Here is a 20306-nt window from a genome sequence, read left to right on the forward strand (position 1 = left end):
CATCACAAATATTCAGGATAAATACCATGTCGTCACGCTATTTTTACTCACTTAATGATTATGACTTCCGAGAAATTGCAAAACTTCCACCTCAGATAGCAGCTTTAGCAGATAAATATCCATGTGAGATTGTAAATGTTGTCGATGCTTGGGACGATGAGCCTTTTGGGATTAATTATGTTCCTCAATATGTTGAAATTTATAGCGATGCGGGTGAAAAGGCTAGCTTGTGTATTTTAGACGGGGTTCTCACTGACTATACACCTGCTAATCCAGAAATTAATACCTCAACTGTCCAAGTAATCATTGATGGCAAGTTTGCTTATATCGAAATTGAAGGAAGGGTAATAATCAATCATTTGGGCGGAATAATTCTCCCCAAAGTAACTGTCAATCCTTCGGAGTTAATTCAAGTTTTACTAAAGGAATCAAATCATGATTGATGATGGAGATGCCAAAGAAATTAAACGTGACTACTTGGATATTCTAGAAGCCCTACTTAAAAATATTCAGCAAAAAGCAAAATCAAAAGAAATACCGACTAGCAACGATATAAGTATTTATGCTGGTGGAAAGCAGGTATATAAAGGACTTGTCGGACAATCACCATATAAAAATTTATTGACTTCCGAACAACTAGAGAATATTAACCTAGCGATAACTGACCCCAAAAATTCTCAAGGTACTATCTCGATAAAGATTGGTAAATCGGAAGTTTTTCGCGTTCAAAATGGACGGATAACCAATGATTTATTAGGTTTAGCTCCCCCATCACAGCCAAATAAAGTTGTAACGAAGGAGCGAATTTACAGTGTAGAAGCTTTGCAAAAACAAGTGAAAGTTTTACAAAGTAAACTTCAAGCACAACAAAAACTTGTTGAAAGTATCAAAGAGACGCAACAAACGCCCGAATCGCTGTCAAAGTTAATTGACCAAGTTGCCGAAATGGGTAAATCTTTGGAGAAACAACAGCAGTTGATTGAGAATACGCAGAAAGCATTGTCCAAAGTAAATGAACGTTCTTTACCACAAGTTCAAAATACGGTTCTTCAAAATTGGGTGGGTACGGTTGAGAACAAGGTAAAACAAACTGCCAAGAATGTTTTTGAGCGCCTTTTAGATGTGCTGACACCCGAAGTAACGAAGCTCAGAAAGGAAATTACTTCACTTAAATCTCAAATTAATGAACAAATTACTAGCTTCAAGGATGAAGTTAAATATCAGACTGACAGTGTAAGAAATGAACTCAATCAACAAGTTGGTAACTTAACTCAAGAGATACGTACACAGGTAGATAGTCTTAAAAACACGGTTGATCAAAGCCTTATGGGTGTCAAGTCAGCTATTGACAATACTCGAACTGAACTACAGGCTGCTGTTGAGGATGTTAAAGGTCAAGCAATTGAACAGAGTGTCAAAGCAATGCTGAATATCTTGGGCAAAGATAACCCTGATGGTTCTAAGAGTTTTAAAAGTACAAATTTTGATTTTGAACGCCTTGGCGATAATGTAATTGTTCGTGCCAAAAACGGCGAGACTGTTCTCACTGATGGAGTTTTATCGCCTAACGTTTCAGAGAAACAGTTACAGGCACTTGATAAGGTTCAATCTGTTGTTGATATGCATCATCAAATTCAGCAGGATTCTCAACAAGAATCACAATTTAGAAATATGCACAGATAAAGCAGAGGGGCAGGGGAGCAGGGGAGCAGGGGAGCAGGGGAGCAGAGATGAGATATTGTACAATTTCTTTCCCCTCCGCTCCTCTGCTCCTCTGCCCCCTATCTCAAGAGCCTCCCTGTTCCATGATCAAAGGGGAGCGTAAAAATGATACTAATCCTAATCATTGGTTTGTTGTTTGCACTGGGAGGAATGATTTTTCTAGCTTGGCTGTTTGTTTTATTTCCACCTTCAATACCAAAGTATCGCTCCCAAGGTTTGAAGCAATCGCCATTACCACCTAAGAGTACAAAATCGTCTGACATTTCATCTCAAAATTTTGTACGACAAAGCCCAGCACCAACGCAAAAGACTCTCTTAGCTAAAAACTTTAAGAAGCCTGTACGACAAAGCCCAGTACCAACGCAAAAGACTTTCTTAGCTAAAAACTTTAAGAAGCCTGTACGACAAAGCTCAGTACCAATCCAAAAGACTTTCTTAGCTAAAAATTTTAAGAAGCAATTACTACCAAGCCCAGCGCGAACACCAAGGATTAGATTACCTAAAAAGCTTAAGAAACACTTGAATAATATTGAGTACGCTAGTCAAGTATTACTTGAGCTTCGTAGCATAACTCAATTAGCCAAATTGCCAGTAGTAATAGCTACGCTACGCAGGATATCGCCTTACGTTTTTGAAGAATTGGTACTCACTTGTTGCTTTGAACAGGGCTGGCAAATCCAACGCAACTTTCGGTACACTGGTGACGGCGGGATAGATGGTCGAGTGTTGATTTTGGGAAAGCTTTATGTAATCCAGGTTAAGCGTTACGCTGATTACATTAGCCCAAAACACATCAAAGATTTCCTGTGCTGTATTGAAGGAGAAGGAGCTAGTGGTGGATTCTTCGTGCATACTGGCATAACTGGACAGTTATCAAAACAATTGATTCGTCGCTCCGACAAAATAATCTTAGTGAGCGGTCAGAAACTAGTAAATTTTGTCTTAGGTAAGCAGTTAAAAATAGTGGGAATAACAATACCAGTTAAAACAGTGAACAGTTATCAGTAAACAACTAACCTATGAATGAATTAATGGAAATATCTGATACCTGATAATTGATAACTGATAAGTTAGCGTCGAAACTGTAGATGCTCCCCGTTATCATCTGATTGTTGAGGGTTTATTTTCAATCTCTTCAGAATCGATGGTTTGTCATCTCTAATCAGTTGCCTAACGATGTTCATTTTCTCCTCAAAAGTCAACACTTTTGCATCAGTTGTAACACTCGTAAATAACTCGCTGACCTTTGCTCCTGTTACCTTTTCACCTTTGACATATTTTCCTACTTCCATAACTACTTCTGCCAATCTTTCAATATCTAAACCCTGAATCATCTGTTTGAGATGCAACTTTAATTCTGCTAGTAATGTTTTAGCTAAGGTTGACTCAGTAGCTGATTGCTCAACAGAGTTAGAGGTGGATAAAATAGCTTTCTTCTCTACATGAGATTTTAACTCTTGAGTCAAGGCTGTTTCAAAGTCACTGAATGTACTTTTAGCAGTAACAAGTTGTTGATGAGATTGAGAAAGTTGTTCTGTCAATCCTAATACTGCTTGGGTTAAAGCAGACTCGACAGTTGATTGCTCAATATAATCAGAGATTGACAGAATAGCTTTGTTTTGTGCATGAGATTGCAACTCAGCCGTAACCGCCTCATCAAAGTCATTGAATGTAGTCTTAGATGCAACAAGTTGTTGGTGAGACTGAGAAAGTTGTTCTGTCAATCCTAATACTGCTTGGGCTAAAGCAGACTCGATAGTTGATTGTTCAATATAATCAGAGATTGACAGAATGGCTCTCTTCTCTGCATGAGATTGTAACTCAGCCGTCAAGGCTGTTTCAAAGTCATTGAATATACTTTTAGCAGCAAGAAGTTGTTGATGAGACTGAGAAAGTTGTTCTGTCAATCTTAATACTGCTTGGGCTAAAGCAGACTCGATAGTTGATTGTTCAATATAATCAGAGATTGACAGAATGGCTCTCTTCTCTGCATGAGATTGTAACTCAGCCGTCAAGGCTGTTTCAAAGTCATTGAATGTACTTTTAGCAGCAAGAAGTTGTTGATGAGATTGAGAAAGTTGTTCTGTCAATCCTAATACTGCTTGGGTTAAAGCAGACTCGACAGATGATTGCTCAATATAATCAGAGATTGACAGAATGGCTTTCTTCTCTGCATGAGATTGTAACTCAGCCGTCAAGGCTGTTTCAAAGTCATTGAATGTAGTCTTAGATGCAAGGAGTTGTTGATGAGACTGAGAAAGTTGCTCTGTCAATCCTAATACTGCTTGGGTTAAAGCAGATTCGATAGCTGATTGTTCAATATAATCAGAGATTGACAGAATGGCTCTCTTCTCTGCATGAGATTGTAACTCAGCCGTCAAGGCTGTTTCAAAGTCATTGAATGTACTTTTAGCAGCAAGAAGTTGTTGATGAGATTGAGAAAGTTGTTCTGTCAATCCTAATACTGCTTGGGTTAAAGCAGACTCGACAGCTGATTGCTCAATATAATCAGAGATTGACAGAATGGCTTTTTTCTCTGCATGAGATTGCAACTCAGCCGTAACCGCTTCATCAAAGTCATTAAATACAGTTTGAGCTTCAACTAACTGCTGATGAGATCGAGAAAGTTGCTCTGTTAAGCCTAATATTGTTTGAGTTAAAGCAGACTCGATAGCTGATTGCTCAATATAATCAGAGATTGACAGAATGGCTTTCTTCTCTGCATGTAATTGTAACTCTTGAGTCAAGGCTGTTTCAAAGTCACTGAATGTAGTCTTAGATGCAAGAAGTTGTTGATGAGATTGAGAAAGTTGCTCTGTTAATCCTAATATTGTTTGGGTTAAAGCAGACTCGACAGCTGATTGCTCAATATAATCAGAGATTGACAGAATGGCTTTGTTTTGTGCATGAGATTGCAACTCAGCCGTCAATACTGTTTCAAAGTCATTGAATGTAGTCTTAGATGCAAGAAGTTGTTGATGAGACTGAGAAAGTTGTTCTGTCAATCCTAATACTGCTTGGGCTAAAGCAGACTCGATAGTTGATTGTTCAATATAATCAGAGATTGACAGAATGGCTCTCTTCTCTGCATGAGATTGTAACTCAGCCGTCAAGGCTGTTTCAAAGTCATTGAATGTACTTTTAGCAGCAAGAAGTTGTTGATGAGATTGAGAAAGTTGTTCTGTTAGCCCTAATATTGTTTGGGTTAAAGCAGACTCGATAGCTGATTGCTCAATATAATCAGAGATTGTATTTAAGAGTTGTCTGGTGGCTGGTTGTGAAGAATGGACATAATTTGCTTCTCTATTAAAAATTGTTGAATCTTGTCCGTTAATTTGTCTTGAGAGTTTCTCTGTTCGTTGACCTCGAAGCCCATCATCTGTAGAGCTTTGGTTAATTCCTGCAATATCGTCTCCATGCTCGAAGACTTTTTCGAGTTCAGCATCTCGGTTAATTGCTGCAAGAAGTTCGACTGATTCGCGCTCATTTCGATTAGGTTCTCGGCTTGGCTCGTTTCTAAGAACTCGATTTTCTGGGTTAATTGCTGGCTGTTGGTTTGTAACTGCTCGATTTTCTGGGTCAATTGCTCTATCTTCTCGGTTAGGAACTGTATCTGAGTTAGGTTGTTGTCGTTGGTTAAAGTCATGGGTTTGTACCTGTGGTTTATTTTGTAAAAGATAGGGAACAGGCAATGGGGAACAGGCAACAGTTTTTTCTATTTCCTCTTCCCTGTGTGTTGGTAAGAGATCCAATTTGTCATTCCCTGTTGCCCGTTCCCTGTTGCCTGTTCCCTCAAGTTGTATAGAACGTTGTTCTGGTGTCAGATGAGGCGGAGATGGAAAAGCCGCATTCAAGAAGCGTTGATTCTGCTGTTGCCAGTCTCTTAAACGCTTTGCTTCATGGCTCAATTTCTCGTAAGCTAGTGGCCCACTTGCGACTATGAAATCATCAACACCTTTAGAAGGCCCTGGCAAGCTGACAACTTTTACTCTTGCTCCAGCTTCTTGTAACAATCTTCCAGTCACGGAAATATCTCGCTCGATATGGAGTTTAGTTTCAGGCTTGGTTTCGTAGTCAAAGCAGAACTTGAAAACTCTCCCTTGTGTGGCGAAAACCGCTAATTCCTCATGTAGGTAAGACTTACCGATTTTTTTGCCAAACTCATCTTTGGGAGTTCGGTATCCCGATGAAATCCCAGGTAGCCCAATGGCAGCATGACCCTGACTCAACAGGCTGGCTGCTTTTTTAGCTCCTTCTGCGATCGCACAGGGGATATTATATTTCCACACACAATACCAAAACCCCGATTTGCGCTCCTGTTGCGTGGGGTTCACATTGTGTTTGGAGTAGATGCGTTTGGCAATATCTTCAGGGACATTAAGCAAGAATATACTTAATTCAACCTTTGGGGGATGCTCATATTTAATGAATTTCCCTTCAATTACCTGGTTCTCCTCATCTTTTTTGGGTCTAGGTGTGTTCGGCTTGTAACATCCCCATCTTTTAATCGCAGGTTTATCACCTGGTGTTAAATCAGCAAATGTTCGCGCATCAACTCCAGCATCACACCACCAACCGCCAGCATCAAGATGAGAATATGCTCTAATTAATCCCTCCGTTAACCTCCCGGTATTTGTACGATTAAGTTTTTCACTAACCATGAGTCTTTCCCAAGCCTCATGCTCACCACCTGCATAGTTGAACTGAAGACTTGAAAAGTTTTTTGCCGCAATGTCCGGGTGAATGGCGCTATTTTCAAACTCTTGCCAGTGCTTTGGTTCAATAAAATTGGGTACTTCTTCTGATTTTTGAGGTATCCAAAATGCTTCTGTTGGGGCAGCAGTTTTTAATACTGGTTTTTCAAAAACAGGAGACTTTCTATCATCTCTATGTTTCTCTTTGGGAGTGGGTTTGGCTACAGTTTCTAAACTCGTCGTAACTAATGGAACTGGCCGACTAACTGGTAAGGAAACTTGTTCTGAAACTAGCGGTTGAGCTTTCAGTACAGGCTCTGCTATTGCTACTTCAAGTTTTACTATTGGCTGATTAGCTCTTGGACTGACCGAGGTAGTTTTCGCCTGAATTCGTTCCATTTTTAAGGAATTCATCAGCAATTCTAAAGCGTTATCTTTGGCTTTAGACTCTTGCGCCAGTTGCAGCAATTCTGATTTGTCTTTAGTATAAAGTTTGACGTTGTGCCTAGCTCGACTAATCGCCACATAAAAACTCTCTTGCCCAATGGTGTGATCTGCCGCAATCAAGGCCTTGTCAGTGGTTTTACCTTGGCTACTATAGATTGTGCTGACAAGGGCATAGTCCAGGTTTTGCGCCTGTTTAAGGTTAATAGTTTCAGTTCGATTGCTATCTAAATACTGAATTTGGGCGGAATCTCCCTCAATCGCCGTAACTACAAATTCTTGACCATTGCGCCTTTGTAATTGGCGGTCATTTTTCTTCCATTGCAAGCGATCGCCTACAGCAATCTCAATTTGCTCACGTTGGTAAACAGCTTTGTCAAAATTGGCATCTACTTCTAACTGTTTTCCATCGTCTGCTTTCAAAATTAATCGGTCGGTGTTCTTGCCGACGACTTCATACAGCAAAGCTTTCTCTAAACCCCGGCGTTTGTAGTTGCGCGTTGGCATTACGACATTACCTAGTTCAAAGTTATGGGTATAGCGCAGCTGCACTTTGGTCAAGTTTAGAGCTTGCAACTGGGTAATGTTTGCAGTTGCCCCTAAACTCCCCTCCTGCTTTAGCTTGCCTCGGATTGCCTGGGTAAGTGCCAACTTCTCTACATTTGTGCCAGCCAGTACCAATGTTCGCGCTCGTTGCTCTTTCGTTAATCCTATATAGTCAGCAGCAATTATCTCTCTTATAGTATCGGGTGATACCTCTTGAATACTGCCTATTGTCTCTAGTTGCTTAAATCCCGCTTCTACTCTCCCGTCTGCAATTAGGTCTACTGCAATCTTGAGATCCGGGTTACGCTGCCTATTTGATTGGTTTAAGTGCGCGGTCTTGATGCCAGCTTGTTGCAAGGATTTGAATGGGCTTCCAGCTTCGACAGCCGATAATTGCTTGGTATCGCCAACTAGTAATAGTCTTGCTCCCTCAAGGGTCGCTCTTTCTAATAGGGCATGAGCATCTTTGGCACTAAGTAAACCTGCCTCATCCACAATCCAAATCTGATTTAATTCAAGTCGGGGTGCTGGCTCAGACACCAATAAACTGGCTACAGTCTCGCCTTGTATACCTAGCTCCTCACTTAACACTTTAGCCGCCATTGATGAAGGGGCAAAAGCTTTGATTGTATAGCCAAGGAAGAGTGCGATCGCTTTTAATTCCTTGAGGGCAAAAGTTTTCCCAGCACCAGCTACCCCCTGCCATGCAACAAATTGGTCTTGGGTAAGGGCAGCTAATTCTACGGCTTGGCGCTGTCCGGCATTGAGCAAGCTTTTCTCCAACAGGCTTTCAACTACTTCTCTATTAGTTATTGGGACTACTTTTCCAACACCTTGCTGCATCAACTCAATCGTCGCCAACTCCCGTCTCACCGATGTCATCGTCGTAAATTGGTCGGTCAATCCTGGTAGAGCGATTAACTCCTGATGCTCTCTAATCAGGGCTGCTGTTGCTGTTACATCCGTAGCTAAACGTGACTCTAGGATGAATTTTTCTAAATCCTCTTGTCTAAAAGCGACATTTCTCTCACTGCAATGTGCGATCGCATCATCTAACGCATCAATCAGACTTTTTTGCTCAACCACAAGAGGAGCCTGTTCTTTTCTTGGTTCTCCTGGCTTGACAAACGTGATACCTAACGCCGCAGCTTCTTCTTTCCACAATGCAACTAATTCTGATTCTGGTAGTTTCTGCTTGCGCTGGCGGGTATCATCCCAAATTTTTTCACGTTCGGCCCAAGTCGAATTAGCACCAGATGAGGCGATGATTTGCTGTCGCCGCTTAGAAAATGTCTCTAAATCCTCGAATTTAAAGCCTTTTATATCAAACTGCCCATGTAAACGAAGCTCTATCTCGTAGCCAAGCTTCTGCACCTCACGCGCCAGAGAGCTTTGGTATGCCATTCCCAAGAATTTCTTATTGGCGAATATCTCGTTATTACCCAAACTTAACCACCTACCATCTGGAGTTTGGGTCATGTTCATCAGCAAACAATGGGTGTGCAGATGTGGGTCTAAATCCCGACTTTCGATGTGATCGAACTGCGCGACGACCAAGTTACCAGTCTTAACTCTATGTCTGCCGCTATTATCTGTCACTCTGGTATAGGCATAACGCTGCTCTATTAGCTCCAGAGTTTCTTTTAGCGCCTGATGGTGAGCATCAATCAAACGAGTATCCCCGCCCACCAAGGCCATCAAGCTTACACTTTTGGGCGCAGAAAATGTACAGTCTAATGCGGCTCTGCGTTCGTCGGGCTTCAAGGCCCTGGCATTTAATTGCTCACGACCCTGGGGTGAACGCCCTGAGATCACATTTTTAAAAGCTTCTTCATCATCGATTGCCCCTGACAAACCCAATTTTAAAGCACCTTGACCACTCCAAAGCGACTTCCCTTGGTGGTAGTAGTTTTTGACGAAGTAGTTCACCGCCATCTCTGAAGAAACGTTAGCAGCTGTCAGCATGGCTCACCTCTGGGATGGGGTTTACAAAAGTTAATCCTTGTTCTATTCCATCTGTTGGTGCAACAAACTCTTTTCAAAAAATTCTGATTATTTTTTCTTATTGCAAGATAATCACCTTTGCAATAAGTATTGAGGTCAAAATCAATCCCCGTCATCAAACTTCGTGGTGCTTGATGACTAATGAAATTTTTTTCGTGAGACTTTGACCAAAACAAAATTTTATTTCCCCAACTCTCCTGTCATTTAATATAGCAAAAAATCGAGCATTCTTTCCGCCAAATATGGCGTACTGTGCGTCAGAAAAAGATGGATTACAAGGCTTGCGCCCTCTAAATCATGTTTAAAATTAGTAGGAGAACATGGGAATAAATCGGGTGACTTCCGAGAACTTCCGGGAACTTCCGGGAAATATTGGGTTTTATTAAGCTAATGATAATTGGTTATTAGATGATGTTTAATATGTAATAACATCAGCGATGAATTTGAATTTGTGGAGTGGGACATTGGGATATATTGGGATAAATTGATGAGAATTAGTGAGGATTGGTGAGGATTGGAAACTTAGGCAATTTTCCAGAAAATGCACAAATCAGTGAAATAAAAGTGCAATTGTAATGTTTCATAACTTTTATTTACAAATGCTGAAATCATTACGGTATATGCGCTTTAGCCTTTTAGGAATAATTCTTGATAAAGAGTGAAAAATAGGGGAAATTTTTTGTGGATTTAATGTTGAGCCTTGATCCAGGAACTTCAATGACGAAGATGGTTTATCGTGTTTCCTTGGAGATGTCTTGTAAACCAGAATTGCTGTGTATGGAGCCAGAGTTAGTTAAGATTTCTAGAGACTCGCTCTCTTTATATGAGTCTGGGCAAATTAATCGGCCGAATCCAGAGAATGAGGCTTGGATAGAGTACAACGGAGAGTATTATGCGGTTGGGTTTTTGGCCCAAAAGTATTTTGAAGCGCGAATCAATTTTTTAGAACTCAAGTATGAGAACGCGATTCCAAAAACTTTAGCAGCAGTGGGGGCAATAGCGATTAGAGAAGGATTGAAGTCCAACCTTGATTTATCGTTGGGACTGCTGTTGCCTTATGGGGAGTGGGAAGACAGGGAAAGATTGGAGATGGGTTTAACCAAGGCACTGTCTAGCTTTAGCTTTCGAGGTCAACAATTTTGTGTAAATCTGATCAGCTTTCAGTGTTTGCCGGAGGGTGGGGGACTGGTATTGACGCGAAGTAAAAAACTCGGCACAGACTTTAATAAAGTGAACATTGCTGTGGTGATGCTGGGTTTTCGGGATATATCAGCCGTAATCTTTGAGCGGGGTATATCAACTGGAAAAACAGAAGGTTTGGGTTTAGCCTGGATGCTGGAGAGAATCAAAAGCCGAACATCAGGACAGAACTTACATGATTTGTTAAAGGCTGTTCATCTATCAGGTTCAGCGTTAAAACCGAGATACTTTAACACCTTGGCTCGGAGTAAGAATGCTGAGTTTAAAGCTGAGGAAGTAGCACAAATTGTTGAAGTAGCGGAGTTATCTCGAAAAGAATACTGGAATAAAGTATCTATTTGGCTGAGTATGAATATTCCTGTTGATATTCAGCAAGTAATTATTGGTGGGGGAACATCGGAATATTTAGTTACTGAGTTGAAAAACTTATTTACTTATACCGAGATTTCATGGGCGGCAGAATTAGAAGAGGATGTGCGCTTGGCTTTTAACCTGCCGATTAAAAAAGATGCGTTGTGCTTACGTTTCACGGATGTATACGGATTATTCCGTTATCAAAACGCTACATCAGCTATTTCAAACCATCGTGCGTCCTAGTAATTTGCTCGTTTTAAAGGAATATTAGCAATGTTTTCAGATGTTGAGTTTCGCTTACGAAGTAGAGTTAAGACTGATAGCCCCGAAGCAATGCTGTTTAAGTATTTAAACTCGAGAAATACTCTTTATCCTGCGAAAGATATGGTGATAATTGCTATTAGCAGCTATTGGCTTCCTTTAGCCTATCAAGCCCAAGAGCAACCCGTAGATTTAGAACCACACATTCGTGCTTGTCTTTACCGCCTTCAACTTCACTCTTCATATCTGATGGGACTGCTGGGAGAAATCCCGTCTCAGGCAGCCACGATGATTGCAATAGACAGAAATTCACTTTCATCACTTTCCCTTCCATCCAATATTCCCGCAACAGAACCATCTAAGATTCCCGCAACAGAACCATCTAAGATTCCCGCAGCAGAACAAAGACAGTTAAAAGTTGACTGGTTAAATCCTTTTTCAACTTTATCTAAATAGGAATTCATGATTATGTATCAACCACAAGAACTTTTTAACAACCTCTCACCATCCGAAATTAGCCGGACTTTACGCTTGAGTGGGATACCTGAAAAAGAGTCATATACCGAGAATGATGCAGACAGGTTTCGTGAATGTCGCACCTTAATTGAGCAGGGTGGAAATGATGAAGAAGTAATGGCTCTATTATCTCCAGTTGTTGACGATGCACTGTCAGAAACTCAGGGCAATTCCTCGTCGTCAACGAAGAATGGGGGGAAAAAACAAGGGAAGAAAGCCCAATTACCATTAGATATTACTGAATTACTAGTTATTGCTCGTGAAAGAGGCTATAAAATCGCACTTTCTCAGGCTTTAATAATTCTCCAAGTCTGCGGACTATCTGAGCAAGATGAGTATAGCCCAGATGAGTGCGAACGCTTTCTTGAAACCTACAAATCAATAAAAGAGCAAAACAAATCCTTTGAAGAAGTTGCAGCCAGCTTAACAACTCTAGGTAAAAGCGAAAATTCTCAACAATTAAAATTAGATGCAGTGATTGAGAATGTTAGTGAAAAAGCTGTAGCGGCAAGAGAAAATTTATCTAGCTTGATTGATAAAATTACTGCTGCTCAGGCTGAAGAAGCCCCAGAGTTAGTTCAATCACTTTACCTTAAAAATGTTGCACTGAAATTACAACAGAGCGATTCTGAAAATAACCTCTTCGCTCAATTAGAAGAAAGAATCATGGCGAGAATCGCCGAAAAAAAGCAGCAGAGGCTACAGTTATCTGGAGTGACTTGGGAGACGACACCCTTACCATCTTCTTCGCCCACGCCGATGCTGTCGCCCAACGCATTAGAGAATGGAACGAATACCGATTAAAACAAGAAATTGCAGCCAAAGAACGCACTATTGATATTCAAGTCGAAAAAGCCTCCGATGCTAAAGCCAATAAATTAGCTGCCCACAAGCTGGAAAAAATACAGGCATGGAACGAAGCACAACTAGAACGTCAAAAACTTCGTCAAAAACGCTTTGAACAGTTCAAAGGACTTGTTTTTTGGCTCGGTGGTTGGGTCGGTTCTGGCCGCTCTGGTATTTTCTTTTTTGGCTCTGCCATGTTAGCTTCTGCGACTTTTGCAGGAGTAACAATCATTAATCTGCCAACAAATCTTTCCTGTCCTGATCCCAAAAGTCCCTGTTATTTGGTATATCAAATGCGATTTAACAATAAAAGTGTGATTCTTCCACAGCAGACCAAGGATATTATTGCTGAGTATGAACGTAATAAGAATAAACCTAAACGGCACAAGTAATTAATTAGTAAACCTTAATATTCAGTAGCGGATTAGTTTTATGCAGGAGCAAGAGACGTTAGAAACTTATCAACAGGCGATTGCAATCTATGAAACTGCCCTCAAGTTTACTCCTAATGACTTTAAGACTCTTAGGCACTTGGGTATGGCTCTAGAAAAATTATCCCAGCTACACTGGTGTCTTGACCACCATAAATATGCAATCGATACCTTAAAGCAAGCGATAGCCACTTATAAAACTGCGTTTGAGCAAACTCCCAATGATGACCTGAATATCAGTTATTTGGGGATGCTCGTAGAAAGATTAGCACAGCAACAGTTTAGCCAGAAACAATACACAGAAGCATTCGTTACCTACCAACAGGCTGTTACTATTTACGATAGTGTGCTAAAGTTTGCTCCAAATGACTATTGTAGTCATGCACTTAAAGCTGGTGTATTCAATACAATAGCTGATTCACACTCTTATTTGTCACAATATAGACAGGCGCTTGATAATTATCAGCAAGCAAGCGCAAGCTATGATATTTCACTATTGCTCAAACCCATCAAGCCTATTGAATTTGATAAGGCTCGAACATTGCAAAAAATAGGTAATTGTCTTCAACAATTATCTAGCAACCAAGAAGCACTTGGGTATTACCAAGCGGCAATGGAGATATTCAAACGCATTTTACCTCCCAATGATAAACAGATCAATTTTGTAGAACAAGAAATGCAAAAAGTCTTAGCAGAATTAAATTGATTAATTCAATCATGCGGGGAGCAGTTTTCTTACCATCTGATGTATTTTGTCCTTCCTCATTACACTAATTTTCGGGATGTAATCTAGTATTTATGCACTACAAATAACGGAATTTCAGTATTATAATAGCGATCTCTCTGGCAGTGCGTTCGACTGATGACCAACAAACAGCGATATAAACAATTGCGTTCTAGGTTAGTTCAGGTAGGTCGGTTTCATCATCTGCTATATCTGTCTGCGATCGCTGCTTTACTTTACGATGCGTAGCCGCCGTAGGCATCGCTTTTTTTCATATATTCAGGTAAAATCACTGTATTTGATGGATAAAAACGGTCTTACAGCGCAACTTCACCTACTCTAATAGGAGGTGTTTTTATCAAAAGGCAAGCTATCTTCCGGCTCGAAGTTCTGCAAGTCCTGTTCCATTTGGCGGAGGCGTTGAACGTAGGTTCTACTGTCTTCAATCCTTTCTTTCATCCGTTCTTCACCAAAGTTAATACCTTGTTCTGCATGATCGGCAGACACAGCATTATAATTCTCGACTTCGTTTTTCTTACGCCACTCCTGCTGTTCCAGGGCACTTTCACTGATGCCAATTTGCCGAGCGTACTCTACATATTCAGGTCTGAGAGAGCCGTCAGGGTTAAATTCCTTTTTTTCTTGTTCAGTAAAGAAATCGTAGGCTGTGTAGATTGGCCACGGCTCTGGATCAGTCTCGTCTAAGTGCTTCCACTCGTCGTATCTTGCTTTTAGCCTAGAGGCATAATCATCAATCGCCTCGTTACTCATTCCCACAGATAACATTTCTTGTCGAGCTTCATTTTTCAAGCTGCCATCTGGATGGAACTCATCCTTGTGCATATTTATCCAACGCTTAATTCTTGACATATAAATCTCCTCAAAAATTGATTAATTTTCATCAATTCACTTAACAGTTATGGCTTTAGAATTAAAGCATTTTGACCCTCGTTTAAATCAGTGGATCTATATAGACGATAACAAAACTAGTTCTCCATCAATTTTAACTGAAAAGCTCAGTAATACCTTATTAGAGTTTTACTTTCCTGGCAAAGAATTCTCGTTTGGACACTCAGATGAATACAGTACTGCCGAAGAGTTAAAGAATCATCCAGATGGACAGATTTTATTGCTATCTTCCAAGACCCGTTTACTTTATGGAGATAAAGAATGTTTAGAAACGATTCAAAAAATTTGTCCAGATAGTAAAGACCGTGGGGCTTATGGTTCAATCTTCCTTGGGGCTTGTAAAAATGCAATTCACGAAAAGTTAAGCATTCTGGTAGTAAATGATTCTACTGAAAAGGCTGGTGAAAATGGAGGGATATTATCGAATGATTTGGCATATAAATTAGTTGGTGACTGTTATGGGCAGATTTCAACACAACTTTATGACAAAGTAACCTTAAGAGAATCCCTTGCAGATAAAAGCTATCGTGTAATTCAGCATCGATTTGGTTGGGTGGATGGAGTTGGAGAGGATACTACTAAATACCGTTTTGGCAAAGGAACACTACGACCATACAGGCTAGACGAAATCAAATATGCAGATCCAAATAGCAAACCAAAAATCGATATAATTCTCCCTGTAAGCAGTTTTAAGGGAACAGATAAGGATAGACCAGAAGGCCCCACTAAACCTCAAATTAAGCCAGGGTTGTATCAGCAAGATATTTGGTTAGCCGAAAAAGGGCAATCTCAGCAAGGTCAGATGTCTATCTCCCAACTATTAGCATCTTTCCCCCAAGGAATTAAAGATTTTGCCGAAGAATTAGAGCTACAAGCTGAAAAACTAGTTTCTATTCAAGATGACCCTAGAATTGTTGCTGCTTACTATTGTGAAAAATACGAAAAACGCAAAGAATCATTGAACCAAAGTAAATTAAAAATAGGAGAAGTCACAAACCTGGAACCAGATGTTAAAAACTTAGGGACAAATGACGATTTAGATACAGATGAGGAATTAGATGACGAGAGTACTAAAGATGACTTGTTCATGTACAAACTCATCAAAACTGACTTACTTGGTCATCAACAATTACTAGAAACGGAAAAAGTTAAACAGGAATTAAGTCGGTTTTTACAGAGCCAATGGCGAGATATCGCTTTGGGGAAAACGCTTACTTTTGACCGAGGGATGATTATTCCATCCAAAGATTTAAAAAATGGTGAAATTTGTGTTTCATGGGAAAAGAATGAAGAGAAAATTCTTAACTTCCGTTCTCCTTTTCTAAATTCTAACGGATTGTGTGTGTCTGCTAACAAGCACGTTAAAGATCGACTCGGGCCAGATGGTAAAGACCTCAAAGGCATAATTGTAGTCAATGACGAAGACCACAAGCGCATACAGCAAAGAATTACAGAGTTAGAAGCACTCTTGGTTGATGTTGATTTTATCGACCCAGCAGAAACCGAATCAGAACGCCAAGCACGAGACTACGATGGTGATTGTATTGGTGTAGCACGAGCCGGCTTATATCCTAATTTAACAGCAGAGGCAGAGCGAAGAAATCTCCCCCAAAACGCCTATTCGCCCACGGTTAAGCTCAAAAAACAGTCATTTTATGATCCTAGCGATGGAAGCCAGCCCCCATTTGAAGAGATAGCTATCCACATGAGCGATAGCATTAGCGTGGGCATAATCAACAATCAAGTGACGGCACTGGAGGCATTAGAATCAGAAATTGAGGTACTAAAGACTTACGGTACTTTTGAGCAGAAATCAAATTATCTAGACCAAGTTTCTAACCATTACGAAACCCTGTTTGAACAAGAACGCCAGAAAGAGCCAAAGTTAATTCGAGAAGAATACAAGCTTTATATGCAAGGGGTTGTTGAAATTGCTCATTCTCAAAGAACTCCCGAAATTATCCAGCAAGCAATGGACATTAACCGTCAAATGTACCGGAGCATGATTGAAGAAGGATGTTATCAAAACCAAATAGCGGTTGATTTATTCAAAAGTGCTAAAAAACCTGAGATGGATAAAATCCGGGAAAACAGCCGCTACTTGTATCGTGATGTTAATTATATTAAAGATAAAAAGTCGCCTTCAGTTTATTTAAACACGGGGATAACACCAAAGGGCTACTCACCAGTAGAATTATTAATTAGCCAAACCAATAAATATTTCCAAGAATCACAGTTAGAATCGCGCCCCATCGTCCAGTTTAAAGACTTATTCAAAGGAGTAGAATTTACACCACAGCAAAAATTTGCAGCGATCGCCGCCAAGTACGAGTTTGATCTGAAATTCAACGCTGCGGTTCGGATGTCCCAACGGCGTGAAACTGACAAAGGGCCATCCGCAATTGTCCAAACTCCACAAGGGGCGAAACTCGAAATTACCAATCTCACCCGTTACGGGCATCCCTTAATCTGGAAAGCCCAGACGTTGAACATTCGCCTAGATGAAATTTTAGAGAAATTCAGAAGTTTTGAACGCCCTAACCGATTATTAGCAGTTGCACAGATAGATGGTGAGATTGGGTCAGATGGAAAACCCGCTTACCGCAACCTGGGGACAGTTAGCCAACAATCTGTGACTGACCACAACCTCAAGGCGGGGATGACCACGCAGGGAGCTAAACTCCTAGAACTAAAACCAGAACTTACTAGAAGCCAAACTAAATTACTTTTCGACAAGGCACAAGAGGCGGCTCTCGCATTTTATGCGAAGATCCCAGAGTCAGAAAAACTTGCTCTATCCGCCGCCGCTTGGAACATCTGTGCATCCCGCCAGGATGAACTCGAAGTTGCAAGAAAAGAAAATGCAAACCCCCAAGCGATCGCTAAAAAAGTATCTAACTTCGCCTTTGCTGCTTTCCCCAATGAAATTATCTCCCGCCTGGAGCAACTGCAATTTACCGAACCGAAGTTAGTCACACTTTTGAATGAGGCAAATCAATTTTTGGATAGAAAGTGGAACCCAGACGAAAAGCACCTGATAGAAATCAGAGCTAGTCACCACCCACCGGGGCATGAACGCCACGTTTCCAGACTAATGTTTGTCCAGGATACTGACAGCGAATATAAGGAATTCGCCATGCTCGAAACCAGGACTGGAATGTTACCTATTGGCACAAAGGGACAAGCTAGTTTCGTTGGCGTGGAACCCGCGACTGCCAAAGCAACTATTGGACTACCAGGAAACGAGCCGGTTGAAATTACTATCCGTGAACTCAAGAACTTCTCTTATGCAGGACTTGTTTTTAACGCCGAATCGGTCAACTTAGAATTTGGCACTGTGCCAGTGACTGACAAAACAGTAAAAATCAAACTTGATGGGAAAACTCTGGGTGATTTAGACAGTGATTCTGTCCAACAGTTGAAACAAATTGATTACCTGAAAAATGGTAATCCCCTAAAATTAAAGCTCACGTCAATCTCTGAGACAGGAGATCAAGCTTTTGTGCTGGGTGAGTCTCCTAATGGAAATCTCCTCAAAATTAATAAAATTAACTTTTATGATTTTTCTGGTCAGACATTCAATGATCAAGATTACCGAAAACTGACTATCGAAACCTCAGCTTCTAAAACTAGAGATGCTGTGTTTTTGAATGGTGAAGCCTTGGGGGTATTACATTTCAAGAAAGACAAAGACGCGCTCAGACAACTTGGGCTACTCAAAACCGGACAACTTACCCCAGCACCCGCTATTATTGAAAGTAATTTTTCTGTTATTTGCGCTCAAATAGACCCTAATACCGTTGAATATCCCCAGAAATGGACGAAGGAATTTCAGGCTTTTGGGACTCAATCAGTTAACCCTCAACAACTGTATATGATTGAGAGTAGTGCGAAAATTCTACATCATATTAAAGAGCGTCCTACTTTCTTATTTTCTACCCAATCAAACAAAAAACTTGGAGTCATGGGCTTGGCTGTTGACAACCAGAAAGCTGAGACTGTAACTAAATGGTTAACTGCTCAAAAAGTTGAATGGGAGCAAGTACCAACAGAAGATGTTATCAGGGAAACTAAAAAAGGTCTAGCTGTATTTAACTTGGTTGATAGCTCCATCCCTGCCAAAACTTTAGAGAGCATGTCCAAGAAATTTGGGGCTGTGATTGAAACGGATAGTGAGTATCAACAAAGGGTTAATTCCCTCGCCACACGACCGCAGTTTTTGAAACCACTAGAACAAACAGCACAATCCCCACCTAACCAATCAACTCTATTACTCTCCACTACTCCTTTTACACCAGACATTAGTAATAACGTGAAAACCCAACCTTTAGATGTAGAGAAATACCCGACAGTTACTATTGATGACTTGAGAAATTGGTACAATGCCGCAGATAAGTTAGGGAAGTCGGAGAATTACAAAAAACGCATTGTAGAAGTGGCTTATGGGTTTAAAGCTGGTGAGCAATTATCAGTCCAAGCGTTGACAGTAATGAATCAAGATACATTTGAGCTTGATTCCATCAGTCGGTTGACTCAAATTGCTCAAAGGATTGGCATGGTCTGGGGTAAGTCTGATGAAAATGGTACTCAAGTCCAAGGAAAGATTTATGACTTGGCTTTCAATACCCAGCAGAGGGATTTAACTATTTTGCAGAAAAATGGGGAGGTAATTTTAAACTTGCAATCAGGGAGAGTACAGACTAATAACCTAACTCCACAGATATTACAAACTTTTGAGGATGCTAATACTCAAATTGATAAAATATTAGCTAAATCTCAAGCACAACAAATAGACTTACAAAGATAGATTGTAAGAATTCAGCACCCAAGAGCCAGAATTGATTAGGAATCTAGAATGATTGGTATATTTATTCATCAAATGTTCTCCTGATTCTTTAACTATTCAGTCCTTCTGAATTCAGATTGCTTTTCGTACCTTGTATGGGAGCATTGACTCCAGAGCAAAAAGCTTTAACCGAGATTAGCGCTGCCACCAACTTGAGTTTGTCCCTCAGAGATAGGAGGGTGATAAGTCATAGACTGCAATCCTAAGCGACCAGGGCCAGTGAAGCGGTTAAGAGTGAATGAAATGCCGCCAAGCATCACCCCAATAGCTCCGAAGATGCCGCCACTAGATTGTAGTGCAGTTACGGTTTCCATCTTCACAGATGAGTCTTTTCACAACCATGCCCCTGGTTCTACATCTAACATCTCTCCTGGAGCGAGGTACTTTTCAAAGACATTACCGTAACCGTGGATTAAAAGCAGCCCTCCCTGTTGCTGACCAATGAAGCGATCAATGAATAAGCCGCCACTGCGGCTGAAAAAAAGGTTCGCCAGTCCTCGCTGAAAAAAGAAACTGTACTCAATATTACTCGTAGCTAATAAAAACTGATGTTCGCGCACGTCCACTGTCTGTCCACGCTCTAATTGCAGCACTACAATCTGTCCTGGAGCCTCACGAGAGAAAGCAATATTCCCTGGCCCATGTGCTTCACTGATAAAAATTTGCAGTCCGGCAAAGAAACGCTTGGCTGCCCCTTTTAAACCTTTGATACCGAGGCGAACATTCGGATGTTTCCACAGTAAAATATGATGCTGTGCGATTCGTTGCTTAGTGAATCACGGTAAACAGCCCGTACATAACTAAGCTAG

General features: G+C 40.7%; 13 protein-coding genes. 9 read left to right on the forward strand and 4 right to left on the reverse strand.

Annotated features, from left to right (window positions below; translation table 11 throughout):
- The first annotated feature begins 26 nt into the window (after positions 1 to 26).
- The 3 genes from HWQ39_RS02860 to HWQ39_RS02870 all read left to right on the forward strand — a co-directional run bounded on the left by HWQ39_RS02860 (position 27) and on the right by HWQ39_RS02870 (position 2730).
- Positions 27 to 443 carry a hypothetical protein gene (locus tag HWQ39_RS02860; RefSeq protein WP_292841281.1) on the forward strand — a complete coding sequence of 139 codons (417 nt, stop codon included), beginning with the start codon at positions 27 to 29 and terminating at the stop codon, positions 441 to 443.
- Positions 436 to 1683 (forward strand): hypothetical protein, encoded by a 1248-nt coding sequence (locus tag HWQ39_RS02865; protein WP_292841284.1) that lies wholly within the window; start codon positions 436 to 438, stop codon positions 1681 to 1683. The genes HWQ39_RS02860 and HWQ39_RS02865 overlap by 8 nt, the downstream gene beginning before the upstream one ends.
- Positions 1684 to 1827: 144 nt before the next feature.
- Positions 1828 to 2730, forward strand: coding sequence for a restriction endonuclease (locus tag HWQ39_RS02870; RefSeq protein ID WP_292841287.1), 903 nt, complete (start codon positions 1828 to 1830; stop codon positions 2728 to 2730).
- A 62-nt stretch (positions 2731 to 2792) separates the two neighbouring features.
- Here HWQ39_RS02870 and mobF read toward each other — a convergent pair whose 3' ends face one another.
- On the reverse strand, positions 2793 to 9371 hold the full coding sequence (mobF, locus tag HWQ39_RS02875) for a MobF family relaxase (RefSeq protein WP_292841290.1): 6579 nt from the start codon (positions 9369 to 9371) through the stop codon (positions 2793 to 2795).
- A gap of 729 nt (positions 9372 to 10100) precedes the next feature.
- On the opposite strand from mobF, the gene HWQ39_RS02880 reads away from it, so the two are divergent.
- The 5 genes from HWQ39_RS02880 to HWQ39_RS02900 are packed head-to-tail and all read left to right on the forward strand — an operon-like array spanning position 10101 to position 13724.
- Positions 10101 to 11207 (forward strand): ParM/StbA family protein, encoded by a 1107-nt coding sequence (locus tag HWQ39_RS02880; RefSeq protein ID WP_292841310.1) that lies wholly within the window; start codon positions 10101 to 10103, stop codon positions 11205 to 11207.
- A gap of 30 nt (positions 11208 to 11237) precedes the next feature.
- A complete protein-coding gene (locus tag HWQ39_RS02885) occupies positions 11238 to 11681 on the forward strand; it encodes a hypothetical protein (RefSeq protein ID WP_292841293.1) in 444 nt (147 codons plus the stop codon).
- A 12-nt stretch (positions 11682 to 11693) separates the two neighbouring features.
- Positions 11694 to 12545, forward strand: coding sequence for a hypothetical protein (locus HWQ39_RS02890; RefSeq protein ID WP_292841295.1), 852 nt, complete (start codon positions 11694 to 11696; stop codon positions 12543 to 12545).
- Complete coding sequence (locus tag HWQ39_RS02895; protein WP_292841297.1) at positions 12461 to 12979, forward strand: hypothetical protein; 519 nt, start codon at positions 12461 to 12463, stop codon at positions 12977 to 12979. The genes HWQ39_RS02890 and HWQ39_RS02895 overlap by 85 nt, the downstream gene beginning before the upstream one ends.
- A 40-nt stretch (positions 12980 to 13019) precedes the next feature.
- A complete protein-coding gene (locus HWQ39_RS02900; protein ID WP_292841299.1) occupies positions 13020 to 13724 on the forward strand; it encodes a hypothetical protein in 705 nt (234 codons plus the stop codon).
- A gap of 357 nt (positions 13725 to 14081) precedes the next feature.
- Here HWQ39_RS02900 and HWQ39_RS02905 read toward each other — a convergent pair whose 3' ends face one another.
- Complete coding sequence (locus tag HWQ39_RS02905; RefSeq protein WP_292841301.1) at positions 14082 to 14612, reverse strand: hypothetical protein; 531 nt, start codon at positions 14610 to 14612, stop codon at positions 14082 to 14084.
- Between the two features lie 49 nt (positions 14613 to 14661).
- On the opposite strand from HWQ39_RS02905, the gene HWQ39_RS02910 reads away from it, so the two are divergent.
- The gene (locus tag HWQ39_RS02910; protein WP_292841304.1) at positions 14662 to 19458 is read left to right on the forward strand and encodes a hypothetical protein; all 4797 of its coding nucleotides are present in this window, start codon (positions 14662 to 14664) and stop codon (positions 19456 to 19458) included.
- Positions 19459 to 19622: 164 nt separating this feature from the next.
- Here the strand turns inward: HWQ39_RS02910 and HWQ39_RS02915 are convergent, their stop codons facing one another.
- Together HWQ39_RS02915 and HWQ39_RS02920 are read right to left on the reverse strand one after the other, a co-directional pair.
- Positions 19623 to 19811 carry a hypothetical protein gene (locus HWQ39_RS02915; protein ID WP_292841307.1) on the reverse strand — a complete coding sequence of 63 codons (189 nt, stop codon included), beginning with the start codon at positions 19809 to 19811 and terminating at the stop codon, positions 19623 to 19625.
- Between the two features lie 18 nt (positions 19812 to 19829).
- Positions 19830 to 20258, reverse strand: a complete 429-nt coding sequence (locus HWQ39_RS02920; protein WP_292841313.1) for an AIM24 family protein — start codon at positions 20256 to 20258, stop codon at positions 19830 to 19832.
- Between the last annotated feature and the right edge of the window lie 48 nt (positions 20259 to 20306).

This window comes from Nostoc sp. NMS8 (genome assembly GCF_017115045.1).
In the GTDB taxonomy this organism is placed as follows: Bacteria; Cyanobacteriota; Cyanobacteriia; order Cyanobacteriales; family Nostocaceae; genus Nostoc.

Coding starts and splice junctions, on each gene's coding strand:
- HWQ39_RS02880 (WP_292841310.1), top strand. CDS start 10,101: ATGTTGAGCCTTGATCCAGGAACTTCAATGACGAAGATGGTTTATCGT.
- HWQ39_RS02865 (WP_292841284.1), top strand. CDS start 436: ATGATTGATGATGGAGATGCCAAAGAAATTAAACGTGACTACTTGGAT.
- HWQ39_RS02885 (WP_292841293.1), top strand. CDS start 11,238: ATGTTTTCAGATGTTGAGTTTCGCTTACGAAGTAGAGTTAAGACTGAT.
- mobF (WP_292841290.1), bottom strand. CDS start 9,371: ATGCTGACAGCTGCTAACGTTTCTTCAGAGATGGCGGTGAACTACTTC.
- HWQ39_RS02905 (WP_292841301.1), bottom strand. CDS start 14,612: ATGTCAAGAATTAAGCGTTGGATAAATATGCACAAGGATGAGTTCCAT.
- HWQ39_RS02860 (WP_292841281.1), top strand. CDS start 27: ATGTCGTCACGCTATTTTTACTCACTTAATGATTATGACTTCCGAGAA.
- HWQ39_RS02870 (WP_292841287.1), top strand. CDS start 1,828: ATGATACTAATCCTAATCATTGGTTTGTTGTTTGCACTGGGAGGAATG.
- HWQ39_RS02900 (WP_292841299.1), top strand. CDS start 13,020: ATGCAGGAGCAAGAGACGTTAGAAACTTATCAACAGGCGATTGCAATC.
- HWQ39_RS02890 (WP_292841295.1), top strand. CDS start 11,694: ATGTATCAACCACAAGAACTTTTTAACAACCTCTCACCATCCGAAATT.
- HWQ39_RS02915 (WP_292841307.1), bottom strand. CDS start 19,811: ATGGAAACCGTAACTGCACTACAATCTAGTGGCGGCATCTTCGGAGCT.
- HWQ39_RS02910 (WP_292841304.1), top strand. CDS start 14,662: ATGGCTTTAGAATTAAAGCATTTTGACCCTCGTTTAAATCAGTGGATC.